Genomic DNA, 23,711 nt, shown 5'->3' on the forward strand with positions numbered 1-23,711 from the left:
TTTCTGCACCGGACCGGTCACGGAATCGGTCTGTCGGTTCACGAGGAGCCGTACATCGTCGCAGGCAACGACATCGAACTGGCGACGGGCATGGCTTTCAGTGTCGAGCCGGGTATCTACTTCCGCGGCGAGTGGGGCGCACGCATCGAGGACATCGTCGTCGTCACGGCCGATGGTTGCGAGCCGGTGAACCTACGGCCGCATTCGCTCACGGTGCTTCCGGTCGACCGATGAGTGACCTCGAGCCGAGTACTCGCTGCACGGCGATGTGGACGACGACGCGTTCCGGGTTCTCGCGCGGCACCCGGTAACGCTGGGCGTACCGCTGCTCGGCATCGACGACGTCGTCCTTCTCGGTGAGAACGGTGCTCGGTCCTTCGAGCGTGAGCCATCGTGCGCCGTCGACCTGGCTGACCGCTGCGTACCCTCCACGCGCCGCGTTGAGTGCCTTCTGGGACTTTCGGCCGGTGATGACCCGGGCCGTCGAGTTCTCGGGGTCCCACGTGAAGCCGACCGCGACGACATGCGGCGTGCCGTCCTTCCGCAGGGTGGTCAGAGTGGCGAGATGACGTTCGGTCAGGAACTCGGTGGCTCCGTCGTTGAGCGCGGTCGGATCGCTGGGGGTGGTCGTCATGAACCAAACGGTAATCGGCGAGACTGTCAGGCGTGACGGCCACTGGTGAAAGCGACACCCTGCTCGTTCTGGGAGGACACAGCGACATCGGGATGGAGGTCGCGCTGCGCATGGCGCCGCAGCGCACTGTTGTGCTCGCCGCCCGGCGAAGCGACCAACTCCGGGAGCAGGTCGCACGCCTCGAGGCTGCCGGAGCACGGGAGGTCGCCACCGTCTACTTCGACGCCGACGACGTGTCCTCGCACGGCCCATTCCTCGAGGCGATCACCCGGACGCACGGGGTTCCGACGACCATCGTGTTGGCGTTCGGCATTCTCGGCGACAATGCACGCGCACAGTCGGATGCGGCCCACGCGCTTGCCATCGTGCACACCGATTACGTAGCGCAGGTGTCCATGTTGACGCACGCGGCAACCCTGCTTCGCAGGCAGGGGAAAGGCCGGCTGGTGGTGTTCTCGTCGGTCGCCGGAGTTCGGGTGCGCAAGGCCAACTACGTATACGGCTCGGCCAAGGCCGGATTGGACGGGTTCGCGTGCGGACTGTCCGATTCGTTGCACGGCACCGGTGTGAAGCTGCTGCTCGTCAGACCGGGTTTCGTCATCGGCTCCATGACCGATGGGATGAGCCCGGCGCCGTTTTCGAGCACACCCGAGCAGGTTGCCGATGCAGTCGTGCGTGCCCTCGACCGCGGCAGAGCTCGAGTGTGGGTTCCGCCGATCCTCGGCCCCATCTACTTCGGGTTGGGCCTACTTCCGGCGTGGCTGTGGCGGAAGATGCCCCGCTGATGTGCCACCCGATCGAGGTCGTCGGTATAGGCGCCGACGGGTGGGACGGGCTACCCCCGGCGAGTCGGTCGGTCGTCGACGCCGCGGATGTCGTGTTCGGGTCCACCCGGCAGCTCGCGTCCGTTCCCGTTTCTGCCGAACGTTGCCGCTCCTGGCCCAGCCCGCTCGTTCCTGCCCTTCGGTCGTGGATGGCCGAGTTCGACGGCCGCCGGATATGCGTCCTGGCCAGCGGAGACCCCATGTTTCACGGCATCGGCGTCACCCTCGCCCGTGAGTTCGGGGCCGAGAGGCTTCACGTGAGACCGGCGCCGTCGTCATTGTCACTGGCCTGCGCAAGGCTCGGCTGGGCGGTGTCCACCACGCCGGTAGTCAATCTGGTCAACGCCCCAATTGCCACTGTGCTCCCCGCGCTGTCGAACAAGACCAGACTGGTGGTGCTCTCTCGCGACGAACACACTCCGGCTGTGGTTACCGAACTGTTGCGCGACAACGGATATGGGCGTTCCACCGTCACCGTGCTCGAGCAGCTGGGTGGAACGGCCGAGCGCCTGATGAACGGGGTTGCAGAGAACTGGACGCATCCACCGGGTGACGCGTTGAATGTTGTCGCTATCGATTGCGTCGTCGACTCGGAAAGTATGCGCCTCGGCCGTTTACCGGGTCTACCCGACGCAGCTTTCGGAGGCGACGGACAGTTGACCAAGTCGGAAGTGCGCGCATTGACCCTCGCCGCTCTGTCGCCGGTACCCGGCGAATTGCTGTGGGATGTGGGCGGCGGATCCGGATCAATCGCCATCGAATGGATGCGAACCGACCCGAGTTGTCGAGCAACGACTTTCGAGGTCGACGCCGACCGGCGCATACAAATCGAGGACAATGCCGTCGCACTCGGCGTCCCAGGCCTCGAGGTGTTGGGCCCGGCACCGCAGTCGTTCCCCGACTCACCGAGTCCCGACGCCGTGTTCATCGGCGGTGGGTTGACGCAGGACGGCATGGTCGACGCGTGTTGGCACCGGCTGGCACCCGGTGGTCGATTGACCGCCAACGCGGTGACCGCCGAATCGGAAGCGTTTCTGTTGCAGTGTGTATCGATGTTCGGCGGGTCGCTCCGAAAGTTTCAGATCTACCGCGGCGAGCCTCTCGGAGCGTTCACCGGTTGGCGTCCGCACCTACCCGTCGCTCAGTGGAGCGCAGTCAAACCGTGAGGGTGTTGATTCTCGGTGGCACGGCCGAGGCACGTGCGCTTGCACAGCGATTGACATCGGACGGCCGTTTCGAGGTCGTGTCCTCGCTGGCCGGCCGGGTCGCTCGTCCGCAGCTGCCGGCGGGTGAATCACGGGTGGGTGGTTTCGGCGGTGCCGAGGGTCTGGCCGCATGGATCGAGGAGAACGAGACAGAGGTGGTCGTCGACGCGACTCACCCCTTCGCCGCGGCCATGTCGGCCCATGCCTCGACCGCCGCGTCGACGAGAGGTGTTGCACTCGTACGGTTGCACCGTAGGGAGTGGGCTCCGAGCGCCGGGGACGAATGGGTGCCTGCCCGGTCGACATCCGACGCCGCGCACCTGCTCGAAAACTCCTTCGAGCGCGCGTTTCTGACAATCGGCCGCCAGGGCGTCGGGGCGTTCGCGCATGCTTCGAGCACCTGGTTTCTGATACGGAGCATCGACCCTCCCACAGGCCCGCTGCCGCGCATGCACGAGCTGTTATCAGCGCGAGGCCCGTTCGAGGTGGAGGACGAAATAACGACGATGCAGCATCACCGCATCGACGTTCTGGTCAGCAAGAACAGTGGGGGAGTCATGACCGAGGCGAAGCTCGTCGCGGCACGCCGACTCGACATCCCCGTGATCATGATTGCCCGCCCACCGTCGCCGCCGTGCGACGCCGTTGCACACTCGGTCGACGAGGTCGCTGCATGGCTGTGTCAGCCACAGGCAGTTCGGTCTCGCCCGGCCCGGGCTACTGGGATTCGCCCGACCCCGGGTACCGACGCGAAGTGAACACCTTTGCGCCGCCGCCGGATTCGACGACGTCGGTCTGCGAGGACCCGATGATGAGGAGGCATCTCATGTCGATCTCCTCGGGCTCGAGCTTCTCGAGGGTGACGATGCGCACCGACTCCTCTGCCGACCCGACTGCTCGCCCGATGACCACCGGTGTCTCCGGATCTCGGTGTTCGAGCAAAATGTCACGCATGGCGCCGACCTGCCACGTCCGCGACTTCGAGGCCGGGTTGTAGATGGCGATGGCCATGTCGGCGGCAGCCACGGCTGCCAGGCGCGTCGCTACGACGTCCCATGGCTTGAGCCGGTCGGACAACGAGATGACCGCGTAATCGTGTCCGAGCGGCGCCCCGACGCGGCTTGCGACCGCATTGGCCGCGGTCATCCCCGGCACGACTCGGACAGGCACGTCGGACCACTGCGGCTCGGCTGCCACCTCCACCACCGCCGAGGCCATTGCAAACACGCCGGGGTCACCGGAGGAGACCACGACGACGCGTTTGCCGCGCTTGGCGAGGTCCAACGCGAATGCTGCACGCTCGGATTCGACCTTATTGTCGCTCGCGTGAGCAGTCTGTCCCGGACGCACGGTGACGCGGTCGAGGTAGGTGACGTATCCGACCAGGTCAGTGGCCGCGGCGAGTTCGTGCCGCACCTCGTCGGTCGTCCAGTGGTCGGCGCCGGGGCCGAGTCCGACCACGACGACTTCGCCGTTGCCGCGTGCGGCGGCGACCGCGGGGTTATTGGACGGGCTCGGGACGATGGCAATCGAGAAGTACGGCACATCGGACCCGTCGACGTCGGTGACGGCCGATACCCGCTGCGAGTCCGTGCTCGCGCGTTCGACGTAGTAGGCCTCGCCGAGACGCCCCGACTGCGCGAGCGCCTGGACGACGGCGGGGAACGTGCGCCCCAGCTTCATGATCGCGGCGGCATCGGTGGAACGGAGGCGACGGGTGAGTTCGTCGACGGGCAGGGTGCCGGGGAGCACGGTGAACACCTCGTCGCGTTCGACGAGTGGGATCTCCATCGCCGCGGACGCAGCGCTCACCGACGTGACACCGGGAACGATTTCGACGTCGAATCGGTGTGCGAGGCGTTTGTGCATATGCATGTAGGAGCTGTAGAAGAGCGGATCGCCTTCGGCGAGGAGCGCGACGGACCGACCCGCCTCGAGGTGCGCTGCGAGGCGGGCGGCCGCATCCTCGTAGAACTCGTCGATCGCGCCCTGGTAGCCGCCGGGGTGATCCGTGGCCTCGGTGGTCACGGGATAGACGAGGTGTTCCTCGATCTGATCGTCGCGCATGTAGCCGGACGCGACACCTCGGGAGATACTGCGTCCGTGCCTCGCACTGTGAAAGGCGACCACGTCCGCGGCGGCGATGACGCGTGCTGCCTTGACCGTGACGAGTTCGGGGTCGCCAGGTCCGATGCCGACGCCCCACAGTTTTCCCGGAGCGCCGCTCATTCTTCCTCGCTCGCCAAGGCCGCTCATTCTTCCTCGCTGGCCAGGGCATTGACGGCCGCGACCGTGATGGGGCTACCGCCGCGGCGACCGCGAACCACCAGGTACTCGACGCCGGAACCGGATTCGATGAGATCCTCTTTCGATTCGGCGGCACCGATGAACCCGACGGGTCCGCCGACGATGGCGGCCGGTTTCGGCGCACCGGCTGCGAGCATCTCGAGGAGGTGGAAGAGCGCGGTGGGTGCGTTGCCGATCGCAACGACGGCACCGCCCAGTCGTTCGCCCCACAGCTCGAGCGCCGCGGCCGTCCTGGTGGTACCCAGCTTCTCGGCGAGTGCGGGTACGGACGGGTCCGACAGGGTGCAGATGACGTCGTTGTTTGCGGGTAGGCGCCGACGCGTGACACCGGCGGCAACCATGTTGGAGTCGCAGAGAATGGGTGCGCCGTTTTCGAGCGCAGCACGCGCCTCGGTCACGACGCCGGGGGTCGCGGCGATGACCGCGGTGAGGTCGACCTCTCCGCATGCGTGGATCATGCGCACGACCACCTGTGCGATGTCCGGCGTGAACGTCGACAGATCGGCCTCGGCCCTGATGGTCGCGAAGGACTGTCGGTAGATCTCCGCGCCGTCGCGGATGTAGTCGTGCATGGCCTTCACGATAGGTCAGGCCGGCCGAGTCTCAGGACACCCGGTATCCGGCGGGGCCGGCAACGATGTCCAGCACTTCGCCTTTCGGCCTACCGCATCGACGTTCGCAGCCGGACCAGTGTTGCCGCTCGCCGTGCTCGAGGAGCCCGTCGTCGATCGACTTGGTGAGATCGCCCCGCACGTCCGCAAGCGATTTGTCGCATCCCGGCGAGCCGGTGCACGCGCTGGCGATCAGCCAGGGGGAGTTCTCGTCGAAGATCAGTCCCATTGGGGCGAGCACGCGAAGGACCGTGTCGGCTACGTCGTCGTCGAGGTCGCAGATGACGAGGCTGCGCCACGGGGTGACGACGAGCGGCTTGTCGACGGCAGCCAGGAATTCTGCCAAGCGAGCGTCGAGAATTCCCAGTGCGAGGGCGCCGCCGAGAGCTACGCGTCCGTCGCGCTGAGGCAGCCAGCCGACCGGCGGTGCCGCAGAGTCCTGAACACCGGCGTCGCCGGCGAGGGTGACCCTGTTCCACTGCGTGACCCCACTGGGCTCGTGCCCCAGCGACTCGACGATGCGGGTTGGTCCGTCGGCGAGTTCGCTCAACCGCCATTCGTCGCCGCGAATGTCGACGAAGCTGCGCGCTGCTCGGATCAACGTGTCGACCACCTCGGCGGTGCCCAGCCGGAGTCCTGAATCGAGACCTGCCAGCATCAGGGCGTACCGTTCCGCGGCCACGGCACGCACGCCGAAGTCGGCGCCCTCGGCTGCCACGTCACCGCGCCCGTCGTCGAGCGCGAACAGGGTGCGGCCCGGTAGCGCTGCGAGTTCGGGATCTGCGCAGATGGCCGCGTCGAGTCGGGCGATGAGGTCGTGGACATCGGCCAGTCCGCCGACTCGACCGGTGAGCGGCGACGCCAGCACGTTGCGGACGCGTTCGTGGGTCGGCGACGGCAACAGCCCCGCATCGGCGAGCCGGTGCGCGAACTCGTCCGTGTCGCGTACGGCACGCAGCTGTGCGTTTCCCCGCGAGGTCAACTCGATGGAACCATTGCCCAGTTCTCGGGCCGCGACCGCGAGAACCGACATGTGCGTCGGCGTCAGAAGCCCGCCGGGCAGTCGAACTCTGGCCAGCGGTCCGTCGGCAGCTCGGTGCGTCGACAGCGCCCCCGGACATCGATCGGGAGCACTGCGGGGCGGGGTGGAGCTCACGGAGTCGAGGTTACAAGGTGATCGCCCGGTAGCATTCGCCTCACGAGGCTTCGGCCGAGAGGAAACCGGTGAAAATTCCGGTGCGGTCGCGCCACTGTCACAGCCAGACCCTCTCGATCGGACGCACACCCGTACGACCGCTTCACCGAACCACGAGGGCGCGAAACCCTCAGGAGGGCGTTACCCGTGATCCTGCTGTTGTCCACCTCGGACACCGATCTGCTCAGTGCCCGCGCCAGCGGGGCCGACTACCGGTGGGGCAACCCGTCGCGTCTGCTCGCGGCCGATGTCCAGGGTTTGGTCAGCGGCGCTGATGTGATCGTGCTGCGCATCCTGGGCTCGAAGCGGTCCTGGGAGGAGGGCGTCGACGCGGTTCTCGGCACAGGTCTTCCGGTGGTCGTGCTCGGTGGTGAACAGGCGCCCGACGCCGAACTGATGGAGCTGTCCACGGTTCCGGCCAACGTCGCCGCGCAGGCGCACAACTACCTCGCGGAGGGTGGTCCCGACAACCTCGGTCAGCTGCACGCGTTCCTTTCCGACACCGTCCTGTTGACCGGGCACGGATTCTCTGCGCCGTTGCACACCCCGACCTGGGGGCTGCTCGAGCGCACCCCGACTCGAAGTGCCGACGCTGCACCGACCATCGCGGTTCTGTACTACCGCGCGCAGCATCTCGCGGGAAACACCGAGTACATCGACGCGCTCTGTGTTGCCATCGAAAACGCGGGCGGACGAGCACTACCGATATTCTGTGCGTCGCTGCGCACTGCCGAGCCCGAGCTCCTCACAACTCTGAAGTCGGCCGACGCCATGGTCGTGACCGTTCTCGCCGCCGGGGGCACCAAACCGGCCGGTGCATCGGCGGGCGGCAACGACGAGGCTTGGGACGTTGCCGAACTCGCGGCGCTCGACGTGCCGATCCTGCAGGGACTGTGTCTGACGAGCAGCCGCGCGACATGGAGCAACAACGACGATGGTCTTTCCCCTCTGGACGTCGCGACTCAGGTTGCCGTACCCGAGTTCGACGGCCGGCTCATCACGGTCCCGTTCTCGTTCAAGGAGATCGACGGGGATGGTTTGACGACCTACGCTCCCGATCACGAGCGTGCAGCGCGCGTCGCGGGGATTGCCGTCCGGCATGCGAAGTTGCGCCACATTCCGGCGTCGGAACGTCGGATTGCGCTGATGTTCTCGGCGTATCCCACCAAGCATGCCCGCATCGGCAATGCGGTCGGCCTCGATACACCGGCCAGCGCGATCGCGTTGATGTCCGAGATGCGCGGTGCGGGCTACGATCTGGGTCCGGAGGATGGCCTCGACGCTATTCCCGGGCTCGCAGCCCGCGACGGTGACGCGTTGATCCACGCGTTGATCGCCCGCGGCGGGCAGGATCCGGATTGGCTCACCGCCGACCAGCTCGAAGGCAACCCCATTCGCATCTCGGCTGCCCGCTATCGCTCGTGGTTCGCCGAGTTGCCCGAGGACTTCACGTCGGCCGTCAACGCGCATTGGGGCCCGGCGCCCGGCGATATGTACGTCGACCGTTCTCAGGACCCCGACGGCGAAATCGTCATCGCTGCAATGCAGTTCGGGAACGTTGTCATCATGGTGCAGCCGCCGCGCGGTTTCGGTGAGCGGCCCGTCGCGATCTATCACGACCCCGACCTCCCGCCGAGTCATCACTATCTCGCGGCCTACCGGTGGATTCAGGCGTCACGCACGGACGGCGGCTTCGGTGCCGATGCGATGGTTCACCTGGGCAAGCACGGGAACCTGGAATGGTTGCCGGGCAAGACGCTCGGTATGTCGGCCTCGTGTGGAACCGACGCCGCACTCGGCGATCTGCCGCTGATCTACCCGTTCCTGGTCAACGACCCGGGCGAGGGCACGCAGGCGAAGCGACGAGCGCACGCGACGCTGGTCGACCACCTCATACCGCCGATGGCCCGTGCGGAGAGTTACGGCGACATCTCGCGCCTCGAGCAATTGCTCGACGAGCATGCCAACATCTCGACGCTGGACCCAGCCAAGCTCCCGGCGATCAGGCAGCAGATCTGGACGCTGATGACGGCGGCGCAGATGCATCAGGACCTCGGGCTCGAGGAACGCCCGGACGAAGAAGTGTTCGACGACATGTTGCTGCACGTCGACGGCTGGCTGTGCGAGATCAAAGACGTGCAGATCCGCGACGGTCTGCACATCCTCGGGCAGGAGCCCGTCGGTGACGCCGAGGTCGAACTGGTTCTCGCGATGCTGCGTGCGCGGCAGATGTGGGGTGGTGAGCAGTCGGTTCCCGGGCTCCGCGAAGCGCTGGGTCTCAGCGAGGACGGCGACGAGGCGCGCGTACGGGTCGACGAGATCGAAGCGATCGCGCACGGGCTGGTCGCGGCGATGCAGGCAACGCAGTGGGATCCCGCCCAAGCGGAACATGTTGCGGGCGAACATGGTTCGACGGTCGCGGAGATCCTGCGGTTCGCGGCGACGGAGGTCGTCCCCCGTCTACGCGGAACGTCGCGCGAGATCGCGCAGGTCCTGCACGCCCTCGACGGCGGCTTTATTCCCGCCGGCCCGAGCGGTTCTCCACTCCGTGGGTTGATCAACGTCCTGCCTACCGGACGCAACTTCTACTCGGTGGATCCGAAGGCTGTGCCGTCGAAACTGGCGTGGGAGACCGGTCAGGCGATGGCCGAGTCGCTGCTCGCGCGCTACCGCAAAGATCACGGTGAATGGCCGAAATCGGTCGGTCTGTCGGTGTGGGGCACCTCGGCGATGCGCACGTCCGGCGACGACGTCGCCGAAGTGTTCGCCCTGCTCGGCGTCTCGCCGGTGTGGGACGAAGCCTCACGTCGCGTCACGAAGCTCGAGGTCATCGAACTCGCCGAACTGAGCAGGCCGCGTATCGATGTGACCGTGCGGATCAGTGGCTTCTTCCGCGACGCCTTCCCTCACGTCCTGGCGCTTCTCGACGACGCGGTCAGGCTCGTTGCTGCGCTGGACGAAACGGACGAGCAGAACTACGTCCGCGCGCACGCTCAGGCGGACCTCGCCGATCACGGTGACGAGCGACGTGCGACGACGCGGATTTTCGGTAGCAAACCCGGTACGTACGGCGCAGGTTTGCTGCAGTTGATCGACAGTAAGACCTGGCGGAGCGACGAAGATCTGGCGCAGGTGTACACCACATGGGGCGGGTTCGCCTACGGCCGCGGCCTCGACGGCATCCCGGCGTCGGACGACATGCGCACCGCGTATCGCCGCATCGCAGTCGCGGCGAAGAACACCGATACGCGCGAGCACGACATCGCCGACTCCGACGACTACTTCCAGTACCACGGTGGCATGGTCGCCACCGTGCGCGCGCTCACCGGCAGGTCGCCGGAGGCGTACATCGGCGACAGCACTCGCCCGGAGTCGGTGCGCACGCGCACTCTTTCCGAGGAAACTGCACGGGTGTTTCGAGCTCGGGTGGTCAACCCGCGATGGCTCGAGGCAATGCGCAGGCACGGTTACAAGGGCGCGTTCGAGATGGCTGCCACCGTCGACTATCTGTTCGGCTACGACGCCACCACGGACGTGGTCGCCGATTGGATGTACGAGAAACTGGCCGAGACGTATGTGCTCGACGAGCAGAATCAGAAGTTCATGCAGCAGTCGAATCCGTGGGCACTGCACGGCATTGCCGAGCGGTTGCTCGAGGCAGCAGAGCGCAAGATGTGGGCAGAGCCGGATCCCGATGTTCTCGACGGCCTCCGCCGGGTGTATCTCGAAACAGAGGGAGATCTCGAGGGGGAGTGACCGTAGGGTGAGGACATGCCTACGTTTCAACAGATCGCCGACGGTAAGTACGTATCGCTGACCACGTTCAAGAAGGACGGAACGCCTGTTGCGACGCCCCTGTGGGGTGCCCGCGACGGCGATCGACTCCTCGTGTGGACCACCGCGGATTCGTGGAAGGTCAAGCGAATCAAGCGGAACCCTCAGGTCACCGTTGCGCCTTGCTCCGCGCGCGGAAAGATCGAAGGTGAGCCAATGGCCGGCGTGGCCGAGGTTCTCGACGAGGCAGGGACCGAAAAAGCACGTGCCGCGATCTCGTCGAAGTACGGCATCCTCGGCTGGCTCACGGTCAAGGGGAGCTCACTGCGCCGCGGGAAGAAGGGGACGATCGGAATCGCGGTGTCTCCGGCCTGACGGACGCGCCCGGTTCTTCACCGGCCGATGAACCGATCGCCGGGGCGAGCAGCAACGAATAACTGATACGTACGCAACCGGTGGCTCGGCCACCAGAACGGAGCATCACAGATGCCGGTAGCAGCATCCGATTTCAACCACGTCCGCTTGACCGTCAGCGACATCGACGTGTCACGAAAGTTCTACGACGCCGTCTTCGGTTTCGACGTCGCGTACGCGTGGGACGACAACGCCGACGAAGAGACCAAGAAGGCTTTGTGGTTCCTCTTCGGCGGAGTCATCTACCAGTTCGCCGGCGGGCTGTTCGGGCTGCGACCGGTCGCACCCGATCAGGATTCCTTCGACGAGAACCGTACCGGCCTGGACCACCTGAGCTTCAGCGTCGACACGCACGCGGCACTGCTGAACGCGACGGCGACCCTCGACGATCTCGGTATCCCCCACGAGGGAATCAAGGCTGCCGGACCGGGCCTGTCCATCATCGAATTCCGCGATCCGGACAACATCGCCCTCGAAATCGCAGGACCGAGCGAGTAGTATTCACACGGTCGAGCTCTCGAGCTGCACTGGGTGCGGACGCTACTGAGCTGCGCTCACAGAGGACATGTGGAAGTCCGGGATTCGCAACGGCGGCATGGCCGTTCGGGTGAACCAGTCCTTCCACTCGCGGGGCAGCGTCGGTGACGTTTCCCCGGCTTCGGTCACCCGGCGCAGAAGGTCCAATGGCGATTCGTTGAAGCGGAAGTTGTTGACTGCACCGGTCACCTGGCCGTCCTCGACCAGGTACACCCCGTCACGAGTGAGCCCGGTCAGCAGCAGCGTCGACGGGTCGACTTCCCGGATGTACCAGAGGGTGGTGAGCAGTAGCCCCCGTTCGGTTCGCGCGACCATGTCCGCGATGTCGACCGAACCGCCTCCGTCGAGAATCAGGTTCTCGCCCGGGACCGTTGGGTGCGCGTCGTAGCGCTCGGCGGCGAATCGGGGGTATGCAAGAGCATTGACGACTCCCTCGCGAATCCACTCGACCCTCCCGGTGGGCAATCCGTTGTCGAACACCGACACGGCGTCGTTCGAGGAGCCGGTCGCGAGAAACGGGGAATATTCCAGCCCCGGCGCTACCGGGTCCGAGAACAGCGTCAGCGGAACAGATCCCAGTTTTTCACCGATACGCGTCCCACCGGCCCGTGAAAACGCAGTGTGTCCCTCCTGGGCACCCCGTCCCTCCATGCTCCACATCAGGTAGATCATCAGGTCTGCCACCGCAGACGGCGGGAGAAGCGTCTCGTACCGCCCGGCAGGGAGATCGACGCGTGTGGACGCCCAGCCCAGTCGGGTCGCCAACTCGTCGAGCAACCCGTCGACGGCAACATCGTCGAAGCGTTTCGTACCGGCGCCGACCCACGCGCTGGCTTCACCCTTCTTGCCGTTGATCTCGACAGAGCCGGTGGGCTGAGTGAAGCGGGTTCGGATACCGGTGGAGGAACCCAGCCACACCGTCTCGACCTGATGATGAGCGAAGCCGTACAGCTGATCGGTGCCGTCGAACCCCGCCGACAGACCGTCGGTCAGCGGGCGGAACACGTCGATGGCTGTTCGTTCCGGGTCTGCGTCCCACGGTTCGGACGAACTGGAATTCTGGACCGGAGGCATTGCATCCTCGGCGGGTTGCGCGCGGCGGGCTGCGGTCTCGGCGCTCGCTACGACGGAGGCGATGTCTGCAGGGTCCACCGACGTCGAGGACACACTGGCCACTGCCGCACCGGCAGAATTCCCCGCAATGGACACGACCGTCCACCGACGCCGCGCCGCGACGCCGTTGGTCGTCATGGAATTGCCGGCCCACCTCAACGAGGCCTCGGACGAGTCTGTGACGATGACGAACGTCTGCTCCACAGTCGCTGCTGCCAGGGCGCGTTCGACCAGCGCGTGTGCGGGTATCAACGGCCGGCCTCCGATCGGGTGTTGAGCACGTTGACGCCTCGGAACAGGGCTGCCGGGCAGCCGTGGCTCACGGCCGCCACCTGACCGGGCTGAGCCTTGCCGCAGTTGAACGCGCCACCCAGTCGGCGAGTCGACTTGCCGCCCACTGCCTCCATCGAACCCCAGAAGTCCGTCGTGGTGGCTTGGTAGGCGACGTCACGAAGTTGCCCGTCGAGCCTGCCGTCCCGGATACGGAAGAACCGCTGGCCGGTGAACTGAAAGTTGTATCGCTGCATGTCTATCGACCAACTCTTGTCTCCGACGATGTAGATCCCGTTCTCGACCTGTGAAACGAGATCGTCGATACTTCGATCGACCACCGGATCGGGCTGCAGGGAGACGTTGGCCATCCGCTGAATGGGCACGTGATGCGGTGAGTCTGCATACGAGCAGCCGTTGGAGCGATCTAGCCCGAGCCGAGGAGCGAACACCCGGTCGAGTTGATAGCCGACGAGGATGCCGTCGCGCACGAGATCCCACTGCTGCGCTGCGACGCCGTCGTCGTCGAACCCGATCGTGGCGAGGCCGTAATCTTCCGTTCGGTCTGCCGTGACGTGCATTGCGGGGCTGCCGTACTTCAACGTGCCCAGCTTGTCCGGGGTGGCGAACGACGTGCCCGCGTAGGCCGCTTCGTACCCGATTGCTCGGTCGTATTCGGTTGCGTGGCCGATGGACTCGTGAATCGTCAACCACAGGTTGGTCGGGTCGATGACAAGATCGGTCGGACCCGACACAACGGAGGGGGACTTGACCTTTTCGGCGAGCCAGTACGGCATCCGCTCGAGTTCGTCCGCCCAGTCCCAGACACTGTCCGACCCGAGATATTCCCATCCACGGCTGACCGGTGGTGCGAGAGTGCGCATCGTCTCGAACGCGCCGGCATCATGGTCGACGGTGGTCGCTTCGAGGGCGGGGTGAAGCCGAATGCGTTGCTGGGTGATGGAACTGCCTGCGAGATCGCAGTAGTACGCCTGCTCCTTCACCTGCAGTACCGAGGCAGTGACGTGGTCGACGCCGTCGGCGACCCTCAGTCGGTCGGAGTACTCGGTGAGCAGGTCGACTTTGTCCCGAGTCGGAACTTCGAACGGATCGATGTCGTAGGACGAAACCCAGGTTGCACCGGAGTAGATCGGTTCGTCGGCAGGTTCGACGCGCTCGCGATTGAGTGTGCGCAGCGCGACCGCAACGTCCACGGCCGTGCGTGCGGCTTCGACTGCTGCCGAAACCGACAGTTCGGAGTGCGAGGCAAAACCCCAGGTACCGTCCACGACGACGCGCACCGCCAGCCCGATCTCGGAACTGTCGACCGCAGACTGCACGGAGCCGTCGCGCAGTTGCAGTGACTGCGTGATCAGACGATGAACGCGAAAGTCCGCGTGCGAGGCGCCTGCTCGCTGCGCGGTGTCGAGCGCCGCAGCGGCCAACTCCTGCCTGGGCAGCGCGAGAAAATCCGGGTCCACGGTACGAGACGACGGCGGGGTCACGGCACCGAGATTAGCCGAACTGCTGCCATCCGAGACGCAGGACCATCCCGATCACCACGACCAACAACACGATTCGTACGAAACCGGATCCGCGGGAGAGAGCGGTCCGAGAACCCAGCAGCGCACCGACCACGTTGCACACGGCCATTGCAGCACCCAACTCCCAGAGCACGTGACCCGTCACCGCGAAGAACGTCAGGGCTCCGATGTTGGACCCGAGGTTGAGGACCTTGGCCATCGCTGCGCTTCGCACGAAGTTCGTACCGAGAAGGGTGGCGAAAGCGATGATGAAGAACGTGCCCGTTCCGGGGCCGAGGATGCCGTCGTAGAAGCCGAAACCGCCTGCCGCGAGGAACACGACGAGCACGAACTTCCTACGCGTGGGCGGATGCTCGCCGGCGACGGTGCCGACGGTGGGCCGTGTGGTCACGAGTGCGGCGACGCCGACGAGCACGACCATGATGATCGGAATGAAGAGGTCTCGGTCGATGAGCGAGACCGCGGCCGCTCCGCCGGCGGACGCCAGAGCTGCCGCAACTGCCGCCGGAGCCATGACCCGCCAGTCCAGGGCAATCTTGCGAGAGAACGTGACCACCGCCGCGAAGGTGCCGAACACGGCGGTCATCTTGTTCGTCGCCAGCGCGGCCTGGGCGCTCAGCCCCGGGGCGACGACGAGGATGGCAGGCAGAAGAATCAGTCCACCGCCGCCGACGACGGCATCGACCCAGCCCGCCGCGAATGCGGCGACCATCAGCAATCCCCAGTCCGCCGCCGTCATGCGGCAAACTCAACCACATGCGCAGATTCAGCCTCTGGCTCAGGGGTGAGCCGTTCATAGCGGACTGTCTGCTGGCCTGCACGCTCTTCCTGTTGGACGCCGTAGTCTTCGTGGGCAGTTCGGGCGGCGTCAACGCGATATTGTTCGTCATCGTCTCCGCGGCGTTGTCCGCGCCCGTCGCGTGGCGTCGGAGGCATCCGCGGATCGTGGCCGGGGCGGTGCTGGCGGCATCGCTGTTCAGCACGTTCGGTGCCCTGGTGCTGGGGGAGACGCAGAACGTGCACGTATCTCTCCTCGCGTTGCCGATCATGCTGTACACACTCGTCACCTACGTGGGTCGCCGTACTGCTTCCGTGTTCGCGGCGGCGATCGCCGTCGACAGTGTGATAGCTCTGTTCGTGTTCGACCAGGAGCCGATCTCGTCCCTGACGTTCACGGTGGCGATCTACGCGCTTGCCTGGGTCGGCGCCGAATTCCTGGGTGCCCGCCGTGCATACGACGAGGCGGTCGAGGCGCGGCTAGCAGTGGCGGAATTCGACCGAGACAGGCGTGCGGAGGAGGCAGTGGCCATGGAACGCACCCGCATCGCGCGTGAACTGCACGACGTCATCGCGCACGGGGTCTCGGTTATGGTCGTGCAGGCCGACGGGGCGTCCTATGCGGTACGCAAAGACCCCGAACGTGCAGAGCAGGCGGTGGCAAACATCTCGGCAACGGGTCGTCGAGCACTGGCAGAGCTGCGCCGAACGGTTGCGCTGCTACGGACCACACCGCACACCGACGATATGCCCTTGTACGGCACTGCAGGGTTGGCGAAGCTCGTCGAATTGATGTCGCGCGCAGGGCTGAACGTCGAACTCGAACAGACCGGGAACCTCGACGACATCAGTCCTGCGATCAGCCTGGGCGTACACCGGCTGGTCCAGGAGTCACTGACCAATGTTCTCCGGCACGGCGGGCATGCCCCGAAGGCTCGGGTGTCGGTTGTTCGCCGTGAAGAAGACGTTCTCGTCGAAATCGTCAACAGCCGGGTCGGATCGGCGGAAAGCACGGTGCGGGGGACAGGTAACGGTCTGTTGGGGATGCGGGAACGGGTCGCGGTCCTGCAGGGTTCGCTCGAGGCAGGCCGAACCGACGACGGGCAGTGGCGGGTGCGCGCGGAGTTACCCCTCGAATAAGTAGGGCCTCCCTGAGAGTGGGCCCGAAAAGCGTTAGGTTGATCCGGTGCCGATCACCGTGCTCATCGTCGACGACCAGGAATTGATGCGAATGGGTCTGGCGATGGTTCTCGACGCCCAGGACGACATGGTTGTGATCGGCGAAGCCGCGGATGGTGATTCAGCGCTCGACGCCGTTGCCAGGGATGCACCCGACGTCGTCCTCATGGATGTCCGGATGCCCGGCACGGACGGAGTGGCCGCCACAGCAAGGATCAGGGAGTCCGGGGCGCACTCGCGGGTTCTGGTGATGACCACGTTCGACTTGGACGAACACGTGCTGGGGGCATTGCGGGCGGGCGCAAGCGGCTTCCTGCTCAAGGACACTCCGCCCGAGGATCTCGTTTCCGCGATCCGCAGCGTCGCTGCGGGTGACGCCGTGGTGTCCCCCAAGGTGACCAAGCGCCTCCTGTCCCGATTCATCTCGGAGGAGTCCGTGCACACCCGGGACCCGAAGACACTGGAAGCGTTGACCGAACGCGAGCGGGAGGTTCTGGGGCTGCTCGCGACAGGACTGTCCAACGCCGAGATCGCGACCCGGCTCGTGCTGTCCGAGGCAACTGTGAAGACCCATGTCGGGCGGATGCTGACGAAGCTGGGCCTGCGCGACCGAGTGCAGGCGGTCGTTCTGGCGTACGAGACAGGGCTGGTTCGGCCTGGTTCCTGACCAGACGGTCTTCGAGGGCGCGGTTCGAAGAGCACACCTCGAGTTTCGGTCGCCGGCGGGAGCAATTTCCCGTACCCGTTCGTTGTCCGTGCAGGCGACGAAAGGAACGACCATGTTTGCGCTCTTCATTCTCTACGTGATCGTCGAGGTTGCGGCGTTGGTGGCCGTCGGCAGTGCGATCGGTGTGCTGTGGACCGTGCTGCTGCTCCTGGCCGGTTCGGTCGGCGGGACGATCCTCGTGCGGTCCCAAGGCAAGCGCGTCATGGACGGTCTGCGGGCGGCGAGCAGGGGAGAGCAGTCGCCCGGATCCGCCGTGGCCGACGGTGCGCTCTTCGCCATCGGTTCGGTGGCACTCTTCGTACCGGGCCTCGTCACATCCGTGCTCGGTATCCTGCTGCTTCTGCCCGTCACCCGGTGGATGTTGCGCCCGTTGGTGCTCCTCGCCGCCGCGAGGTGGATGCCGACCGTCGCGATGGCGACGAGCAGAATGCGGCCCTCGGTCATCGACGGTGAAGTCGTCCCCGACACTGCGGGTACCCCCGCGGCAGGCCGGATCATCGAGCTCGACGGGCGGGATTTCGATAAGCCCACCCGCTGAGGGCAGACTTGACTCCCGTGCGTACCGAACTTCTTCTGGGTGGACGAATTTACAGCCCCACTGCGCCAGACGCGACAGCGATGGCGGTCACCGACGGCGTCGTGACCTGGACCGGTGAGGATCGCACGGGTCGTGCGCTGCATCCGGGAGCCGTCGAGACCCAACTCGGCGGTGCTTTCGTGGCACCGGCTTTCGTGGATACCCACGTGCACACCACAGCGATGGGCTTGGCACTGGTCGGCCTCGACCTGACGGATTGTGTGTCCCGCGCCGAATGCACGACCCGGATCCGCGACTTCGTGCAGCGCTCACCCGACGCTCTCGTCTGGGGTCACGGGTGGGACGATTCGACATGGACCGACGGCGGGGTGTTGTCGACCGCCGATCTGGACGAGCTCGCACCGGGTCGCTTGGTCTATCTCACTCGGATCGACTCCCACTCCGCCGCGTGTTCGACACCGCTGCGCCGAGCGAGTCACCTGACGGCCGACACTCACGGGTTTCATCCGGAAGACCCTCTGACCGCCGATGCGCACCACGCCGTTCGATCTGCTGCGCGGTCGATGATCGGCCCGGAAGCGCGTGAGCGTGCTCGATCAGCAGCACTCGACTTCGCCGCGTCACGCGGCATCTGCGCGGTGCACGAATGTGGTGGTCCCGACATAGCGGGACTTGTCGACTTCAAAGAATTGTTGGTCACCGACCACGGCGTCGAGGTACGCGGGTACTGGGGCGAAGCGGTCGGCAGCGCGACCGAGGCACAATCCCTGCTCGATAGAACCGGCGCACATTCGCTCGGCGGCGACCTCTTCGTCGACGGGTCCATCGGGTCGCACACCGCCTGGCTCAGCGAGCCGTACGCCGATGCGCCGACTTCCGGCACCCCCCTCCTCGACGTCGAGTCGATCGCGGCGCATCTGTCCGCCTGTACCGAGGCGGGCATCCAGACTGGTTTTCATGCCATCGGCGATGGCGCCGTCTCCGCCGTTGTCGACGGACTTCTTCGGAGCGCCGCCGAGGTCGGTGGGCCGGCTCTTGCGTCACGCGGCCATCGCGTCGAGCACCTGGAGATGGTGACGATCGAGCAGGCAGCGACGCTTGCATCGCTCGGCGTGATCGCAAGCATGCAACCGATGTTCGACAAGCTCTGGGGCGGAGGCCAGGCGCTGTACGCGCAGCGGCTCGGGAGAGCACGGGCGTCGGACCTCAACTCTTTCGCGCGCCTTGCCGCGGCGGGCGTGTCGCTGGCCTTCTCCTCGGACGCGCCGGTCACGACCGTCGATCCCTGGGCGATGTTGCGTGCCGCGGTCGGGCACCGTACCACCGGGAGCGCGATCTCTCCGCGAGCTGCTTTCTCCGCCGCAACCCGAGGTGCATGGCGAGCAGGTGGTGTCCGCGACGGCATGGCGGGCACCCTCGTGCCGGGAGCACCGGCGAGCTACGCGATCTGGGACGCCGACGAATTGGTGGTACGCGCCCCTGCCGACAGCGTCGCGCGATGGTCGACGGATCCCCGCGCTGGCGTGCCCGCCCTACCGTCGCTGGAACCCGACGCCGAGAGCCCCCGCTGCCTGCGCACCGTCCACCGTGGCCGCGTGATCCATGAAGCGTGATTTCTCGCCGATCGCGCGCATCGCCGTCAGCAGCGCGGGCGCGGTCGGTTCGGGTCTGTTGCTGTTCGCGAGTTTCCCCCCGCGCCAAATGTGGTTCCTTGCCCCGCTGGGTATTGCCCTTCTGGTGTCGGTACTGCACGGCTTCCGTTTCGGTACGGCCGACCCCGCGCGCGCAGCGGTATCGAAGAAGGCCGGCTTCGGATACGGCTTCTTGGCCGGCCTCGGCTTCTTCGTGCCGCTCCTTCCCTGGATCGGTGTGTACGTGGGCCCGCTGCCCTGGCTCGCACTGGCCGCCGTCCAGTCGCTGTTCATCGGCATCTTCGGCGCTCTGGCGACGATCCTGCTTCGATCGCCGTGGTGGCCGTTGTCGGTCGCTGCCTCGTGGAGTCTGGTGGAATGGGCACGATCGTCTTTCCCGTTCGGCGGATTCCCCTGGGGCCGTTTGGCATTCGGTCAACCAGACGGCTGGTTGTTGCCCCTGGCGAGCATCGGAGGCGCGCCGCTTCTGAGTTTCGGCGTCGCGGTGACGGGGTGCGGGGTGGCGGCGCTGGTGGGGGTTGCCATCGGCCGACGTTCGCGTACGCGCTTGGTAGCAGCCATCGGTGCAACCGTCATCGCATCGGTCGTGGCATCCGCTCTGCTACCCACGCTTCCCATGGACGGCAAGTCCGAGGGCGACGGCAGCAACACCATCACCGTGGCCGCGGTGCAGGGAAGCGTCCCGCGACTGGGTCTGGACTTCAATTCTCAGCGACGAGCGGTGCTGGACAACCACGTTCGTGAAACGTTGCGTTTGGCCGACGATGTGGATGCAGGTTTAGCGGCCGCACCGGACATCGTTGTGTGGCCGGAGAACGCCTCCGATATCGACCCTCTCCGCAATGCAGATGCGGCAGCACTGATCACGCAGGCATCCGAAGCCGTAGGCGCGCCGATACTGGTGGGTACCGTACTGGTGAACGACGACCGAACGACAACCAATTCGGTTCTTGCATGGGATGGTTCGGCCGGGCCGGGGGAGCGCCACGACAAGAAGATCATTCAACCGTTCGGTGAGTACCTGCCGTGGCGCGGCTTCTTCCGCCTGTTTTCCGAGTACGCCGACCGAGCGGGTTACTTCGTACCCGGATCGGGAAACGGCGTGGTGCACGCAGCGGGGGTGGCTGTCGGTATTGCGACCTGCTACGAGGTCGCTTTCGACAGAGCACTCACCGAGTCGGTTCGCGCCGGCGCTCGGTTCATTGCGATCCCTACGAACAACGCGACCTTCGGAGACACGGAGATGACGTACCAGCAACTGGCGATGTCGCGCGTGCGTGCTGTGGAGCACGGTAGGTCCGTCGTCGTCGCGGCGACGAGTGGAATCAGCGCCGTCGTCACGCCCCGAGGGGACGTCGTACAGGAGACGGCACTGTTCGACGCCGAAGTTCTAGTGGACAGCATCGAGTTGCGGGACGACCACACCGTGGCTACGACGCTCGGCAACGTTCCCGAAATTGCTCTGTGCCTACTGGCTGCCGCGTTTGTGCTCGCGGCTGCGATTCGCGCTCGCAAACAGTCGTCGAGTCGGGTTATGCCAGTCTGAACAAGATAGACAACCGACACGACGCACTACGCTGCACCGCGTGCGGGGTCTCGACCATTCGACTGGAGTAATCGAAGTGTTTTCTTTCATGCTGACAGACGGCTGTAACGGCTGGTGAAGTAAAGTCGATTCTTCAGTAGTGATCTGCAATGAGACCGGCTGTTCTTCTTGTAGCTTTGTAGCTCACAAATTGGGAAGCGCGCAATACCGGGAATTGCGCGGTCGGTGGCGCGTACGCGCGGGAGGGGACGTCCATGCCGAGTACCGAAGTCGAGAAGCAGGCCGAAACAGCGCTACTGAAACAACCGCACCGGATGGTAACCGCGGCTGAAACCGACTGCTTGTCGGTGACCGGTGCTTGGATGAAGCCAATCCGCAACGCGGCACGCAACGAATCAATCCAATAGGCGCGATGCGGTCACGGGCCGCACCGCTCACCACATGGAACTGAGCCAGGTTGCCACCGAAGCACGCTCGAGAACGGACTGTACATTGATCGATTCTGCCCTGACACCCCAACGACGAGAGGTCTCGCAGCCGACAACTGCGCTTTCACTCTCGATCCAGAAAGGCCTGTGAATGCGGGCCGCGGTATCAGGCGAATCACACGGATCTCTCCCCCCGGGAGGCGACACCACGAAGCCGTTTCCCCTCTCGTCCGCCCAGCGCGGGATGTGGTTCGCGCAGCAACTGGCGCCCGAGGTGCCCGTGTGCATTGCGCAGTACGTCGACCTCCGAGGTGACCTGGATCTCGACCTGCTCACGCAGTCGATCCGTCAGGCCGGACACGAGTTCCACTCGGCGTTCCTCAGGTTGACCGAGATCGACGGTGAGCCCATGCAGATCGTCGACCACAACATCGACGACACCGTCGACTACCTCGACCTTCGTTCCGAATCCGACCCGATGGCCGCGGCCAAGGCTTGGATCGACGAAAACTACACCACTCCAGTCGATCTCACCCGGGACCGGCTCGTCAGTGTGTGGATTTTGCACGTAGAAGACCACCGTTACCTTTGGTACAGCAAGATTCACCACGTCGCGCTGGACGGCTACGGGGCCATGACCATGGTCAACCGCACCGCCGAGCTGTACACGACGGCTCTCGAAGATCGCGAAGCGCGGCCGTGCAAAGCGGCGGATCTACGCACGCTGTACGACCTGGACAATCAGTACCGGTCGTCCAGTCGATTCGACACAGATCGGGAGTACTGGGCCGATCACGTCGGTGGAGCGGCAGACGGGGCAACCCTGGCAGGCAAGCCGGGCCCCACGATCGCCGCGAGCACACTCGAAAGCGCCGCGTTGTCCGGTGACGTGGTGGCCGCGTTGGAGAACTCGGACTCGACCAAGAACGCTACGGCCGCAGCTGTGGTCATCGCTGCGTTCGCGTGCTATCTCTCGCGCATGACCGGGCGCGACGAAGTGTTGATCAACATCCCCGTGTCGGCGAGAACAACCGCTGTGCTCCGCCGGTCGGGCGGAATGCTGGTCAACGTCGCGCCCTTGTCGATCCGGATAGACTCGAGCGACACCGTCGGCGACCTGGTGCAAAAAGTACAGCTCGAACTGATGGGCGCGCTGCGTCACCAGCGCTTCAGCATCGAGGATATTCGCCGCGACCTGACGAGTCGGGGACGCAGCAGCGGACTCGTCGGACCGATGGTCAATGTCATGCTGTTCCACCAGGAGATCAAACTCGGCCCGATCGTCGGCGAGTTCAACATCGTGACCTCCGGGCCCGTCGAGGACCTCCTGGTCAACATCTATCAGAGCGGTTCTCCTGCAAAGACTTTCGTCGACTTCCGCGGGAACCCGAACCGCTACGAGGACGAGGATCTCGCGGCTCATCATCGCAGCTTCATCGAGGTCGTCTCGGCTTTCGTTGCCGCCGGCCCGCACGAGGGCATCGACGGCGTACACCCCGACAGTGCTGCCATCGGTGCACAGCGACGGATCGAGCGCGAGCAGTTGGCCTACTGGACGTCCGCACTCGCCGACGCCCCCGACGCCGTCGGCTTCCCGGGGGCGAACCCCCGGCCTGCACTTGCCGAAGCGGTCCGTCGTGAGGTGTCGACCGAGGTTGCGGGTGACGTTCACCGCAGGCTCCTCGCCGACGCCGCCGGCCGAAATTCGAGCGTGCTGGTCTCGGCACACGCGGCCCTGGCGACCTTGTTGTCGCGATTGTCCGGTGAATCGGACATCGTCATCGGTGCACGCACTCGGTCGACCGAGGGCAACATCGTCGTACTGCGCGGAACTGTGGACCCCGCCGCCTCCACGACGACCTTGACCGAACGACTGCACGAGAGCGATGTCACCGCGTTCGCGCACGCGGGTGTAACGCTCGACGACGTCTACGAGCGGCTAAGTCTCGGGGACGACGTGAAGAACGGACCCATCAAGGTCCTTCTCGCATTCTCTTCCGGCGAGCAGCCGGACGACCTCGAGCGCGTCGACGTCATCGTCGAGGTCGGTGAGAGCTTCGATGCACTCGGAGTTCCCGCCGGATTGAACATCAAGTTCGTCTTCGACGGCTCGGTTCATACCGACGACGACATGCGAATGCATGCAGAGCGTTTCGCGGCGCTGTTAGCAGCAGGTGTCGCCGCCCCGTTCGCCGCCGTGGGCGACATCGACATCCTGTCGGACTCCGAGCGTGAGGCGTTGGTGCCGGTGCGCGGCGGGGCTCCGGTGGCGGGTCGTGTGTTGTCCGAGGTGTTGGCGTCGGCTGTCGAACGTGCGGGTGTGGATGCGGTGGCGTTGGTCGCAGGTGAGCGGTCGATGTCGTACGGCGAGTTGGATGCTCGTTCGTCGGATGTGGCTCGGTTGTTGGTTGCTCGTGGTGTGGGTGTGGGTTCGTT

The 23,711-nt window shown here is 65.5% G+C and carries 20 protein-coding genes; 13 read left to right on the forward strand and 7 right to left on the reverse strand.

The annotated features are described in order from the left end of the window. Positions 1 to 234 (forward strand): M24 family metallopeptidase (locus tag WBQ44_RS16910; RefSeq protein WP_495567829.1); only part of this gene is annotated, 234 nt, incomplete at its 5' end. Here the strand turns inward: WBQ44_RS16910 and WBQ44_RS16915 are convergent. Further along, a complete protein-coding gene (locus tag WBQ44_RS16915) occupies positions 209 to 634 on the reverse strand; it encodes a PPOX class F420-dependent oxidoreductase (protein ID WP_495567830.1) in 426 nt (141 codons plus the stop codon). The two genes, WBQ44_RS16910 and WBQ44_RS16915, sit on opposite strands and share 26 nt — an antisense overlap. Positions 635 to 657: 23 nt before the next feature. On the opposite strand from WBQ44_RS16915, the gene dprE2 reads away from it, so the two are divergent. The 3 genes from dprE2 to WBQ44_RS16930 are packed head-to-tail and all read left to right on the forward strand — an operon-like array spanning position 658 to position 3,421. Further along, a complete protein-coding gene (dprE2, locus tag WBQ44_RS16920; RefSeq protein ID WP_495567847.1) occupies positions 658 to 1,419 on the forward strand; it encodes a decaprenylphospho-beta-D-erythro-pentofuranosid-2-ulose 2-reductase in 762 nt (253 codons plus the stop codon). Further along, positions 1,419 to 2,624, forward strand: a complete 1,206-nt coding sequence (cbiE, locus tag WBQ44_RS16925) for a precorrin-6y C5,15-methyltransferase (decarboxylating) subunit CbiE (protein WP_495567848.1) — start codon at positions 1,419 to 1,421, stop codon at positions 2,622 to 2,624. The genes dprE2 and cbiE overlap by 1 nt, the downstream gene beginning before the upstream one ends. Continuing rightward, positions 2,621 to 3,421 (forward strand): cobalt-precorrin-6A reductase, encoded by an 801-nt coding sequence (locus tag WBQ44_RS16930; protein ID WP_495567831.1) that lies wholly within the window; start codon positions 2,621 to 2,623, stop codon positions 3,419 to 3,421. Before cbiE ends, WBQ44_RS16930 begins: the two co-directional genes overlap by 4 nt. On the opposite strand, the gene cobJ is transcribed toward WBQ44_RS16930, so the two are convergent. Genes cobJ through cobG form a run of 3 tightly spaced genes read right to left on the reverse strand, consistent with a single transcriptional unit; the run spans position 3,381 to position 6,737 of the window. Beyond that, positions 3,381 to 4,892: a precorrin-3B C(17)-methyltransferase gene (gene cobJ / locus WBQ44_RS16935; RefSeq protein ID WP_495567832.1), complete on the reverse strand. Its 1,512-nt coding sequence runs from the start codon at positions 4,890 to 4,892 to the stop codon at positions 3,381 to 3,383. The genes WBQ44_RS16930 and cobJ overlap by 41 nt on opposite strands. Positions 4,893 to 4,915: 23 nt before the next feature. Beyond that, the gene (locus WBQ44_RS16940; protein ID WP_495567833.1) at positions 4,916 to 5,542 is read right to left on the reverse strand and encodes a precorrin-8X methylmutase; all 627 of its coding nucleotides are present in this window, start codon (positions 5,540 to 5,542) and stop codon (positions 4,916 to 4,918) included. Between the two features lie 31 nt (positions 5,543 to 5,573). Beyond that, positions 5,574 to 6,737: a precorrin-3B synthase gene (gene cobG / locus WBQ44_RS16945; RefSeq protein ID WP_495567834.1), complete on the reverse strand. Its 1,164-nt coding sequence runs from the start codon at positions 6,735 to 6,737 to the stop codon at positions 5,574 to 5,576. Positions 6,738 to 6,923: 186 nt separating this feature from the next. Between cobG and cobN the strand changes: the two genes are divergently transcribed. From cobN to WBQ44_RS16960, 3 genes are all read left to right on the forward strand, one after another. Next, complete coding sequence (gene cobN, locus WBQ44_RS16950; protein ID WP_495567835.1) at positions 6,924 to 10,532, forward strand: cobaltochelatase subunit CobN; 3,609 nt, start codon at positions 6,924 to 6,926, stop codon at positions 10,530 to 10,532. 15 nt (positions 10,533 to 10,547) lie between these two features. Next, complete coding sequence (locus WBQ44_RS16955; protein ID WP_495567836.1) at positions 10,548 to 10,925, forward strand: PPOX class F420-dependent oxidoreductase; 378 nt, start codon at positions 10,548 to 10,550, stop codon at positions 10,923 to 10,925. A 111-nt stretch (positions 10,926 to 11,036) separates the two neighbouring features. Next, positions 11,037 to 11,462 (forward strand): VOC family protein, encoded by a 426-nt coding sequence (locus WBQ44_RS16960; protein ID WP_495567837.1) that lies wholly within the window; start codon positions 11,037 to 11,039, stop codon positions 11,460 to 11,462. A gap of 42 nt (positions 11,463 to 11,504) precedes the next feature. Here WBQ44_RS16960 and WBQ44_RS16965 read toward each other — a convergent pair whose 3' ends face one another. Genes WBQ44_RS16965 through WBQ44_RS16975 form a run of 3 tightly spaced genes read right to left on the reverse strand, consistent with a single transcriptional unit; the run spans position 11,505 to position 15,167 of the window. Further along, positions 11,505 to 12,866 (reverse strand): metallopeptidase TldD-related protein, encoded by a 1,362-nt coding sequence (locus WBQ44_RS16965; RefSeq protein ID WP_495567838.1) that lies wholly within the window; start codon positions 12,864 to 12,866, stop codon positions 11,505 to 11,507. Continuing rightward, positions 12,863 to 14,389, reverse strand: coding sequence for a TldD/PmbA family protein (locus WBQ44_RS16970; RefSeq protein ID WP_495567839.1), 1,527 nt, complete (start codon positions 14,387 to 14,389; stop codon positions 12,863 to 12,865). The genes WBQ44_RS16965 and WBQ44_RS16970 overlap by 4 nt, the downstream gene beginning before the upstream one ends. A 10-nt stretch (positions 14,390 to 14,399) precedes the next feature. Continuing rightward, positions 14,400 to 15,167 (reverse strand): TSUP family transporter, encoded by a 768-nt coding sequence (locus WBQ44_RS16975; protein ID WP_495567840.1) that lies wholly within the window; start codon positions 15,165 to 15,167, stop codon positions 14,400 to 14,402. Positions 15,168 to 15,184: 17 nt separating this feature from the next. On the opposite strand from WBQ44_RS16975, the gene WBQ44_RS16980 reads away from it, so the two are divergent. From WBQ44_RS16980 to WBQ44_RS17005, 6 genes are all read left to right on the forward strand, one after another. Beyond that, positions 15,185 to 16,345: a sensor histidine kinase gene (locus tag WBQ44_RS16980; protein ID WP_495567841.1), complete on the forward strand. Its 1,161-nt coding sequence runs from the start codon at positions 15,185 to 15,187 to the stop codon at positions 16,343 to 16,345. Positions 16,346 to 16,391: 46 nt separating this feature from the next. Beyond that, positions 16,392 to 17,051, forward strand: coding sequence for a response regulator (locus WBQ44_RS16985; protein WP_495567842.1), 660 nt, complete (start codon positions 16,392 to 16,394; stop codon positions 17,049 to 17,051). Between the two features lie 112 nt (positions 17,052 to 17,163). Beyond that, positions 17,164 to 17,649 carry an FxsA family protein gene (locus tag WBQ44_RS16990; protein WP_495567843.1) on the forward strand — a complete coding sequence of 162 codons (486 nt, stop codon included), beginning with the start codon at positions 17,164 to 17,166 and terminating at the stop codon, positions 17,647 to 17,649. Positions 17,650 to 17,666: 17 nt separating this feature from the next. After that, positions 17,667 to 19,262 carry an amidohydrolase gene (locus WBQ44_RS16995; RefSeq protein ID WP_495567844.1) on the forward strand — a complete coding sequence of 532 codons (1,596 nt, stop codon included), beginning with the start codon at positions 17,667 to 17,669 and terminating at the stop codon, positions 19,260 to 19,262. Continuing rightward, the gene (lnt, locus tag WBQ44_RS17000) at positions 19,252 to 20,847 is read left to right on the forward strand and encodes an apolipoprotein N-acyltransferase (RefSeq protein ID WP_495567845.1); all 1,596 of its coding nucleotides are present in this window, start codon (positions 19,252 to 19,254) and stop codon (positions 20,845 to 20,847) included. The genes WBQ44_RS16995 and lnt overlap by 11 nt, the downstream gene beginning before the upstream one ends. A 672-nt stretch (positions 20,848 to 21,519) precedes the next feature. Further along, positions 21,520 to 23,711: condensation domain-containing protein (locus tag WBQ44_RS17005; protein ID WP_495567846.1), on the forward strand; the 2,192-nt coding region annotated here is incomplete at its 3' end.

The organism is Rhodococcus sp. (in: high G+C Gram-positive bacteria), assembly GCF_049591685.1.
Classification (GTDB): Bacteria; Actinomycetota; Actinomycetes; order Mycobacteriales; family Mycobacteriaceae; genus Rhodococcoides.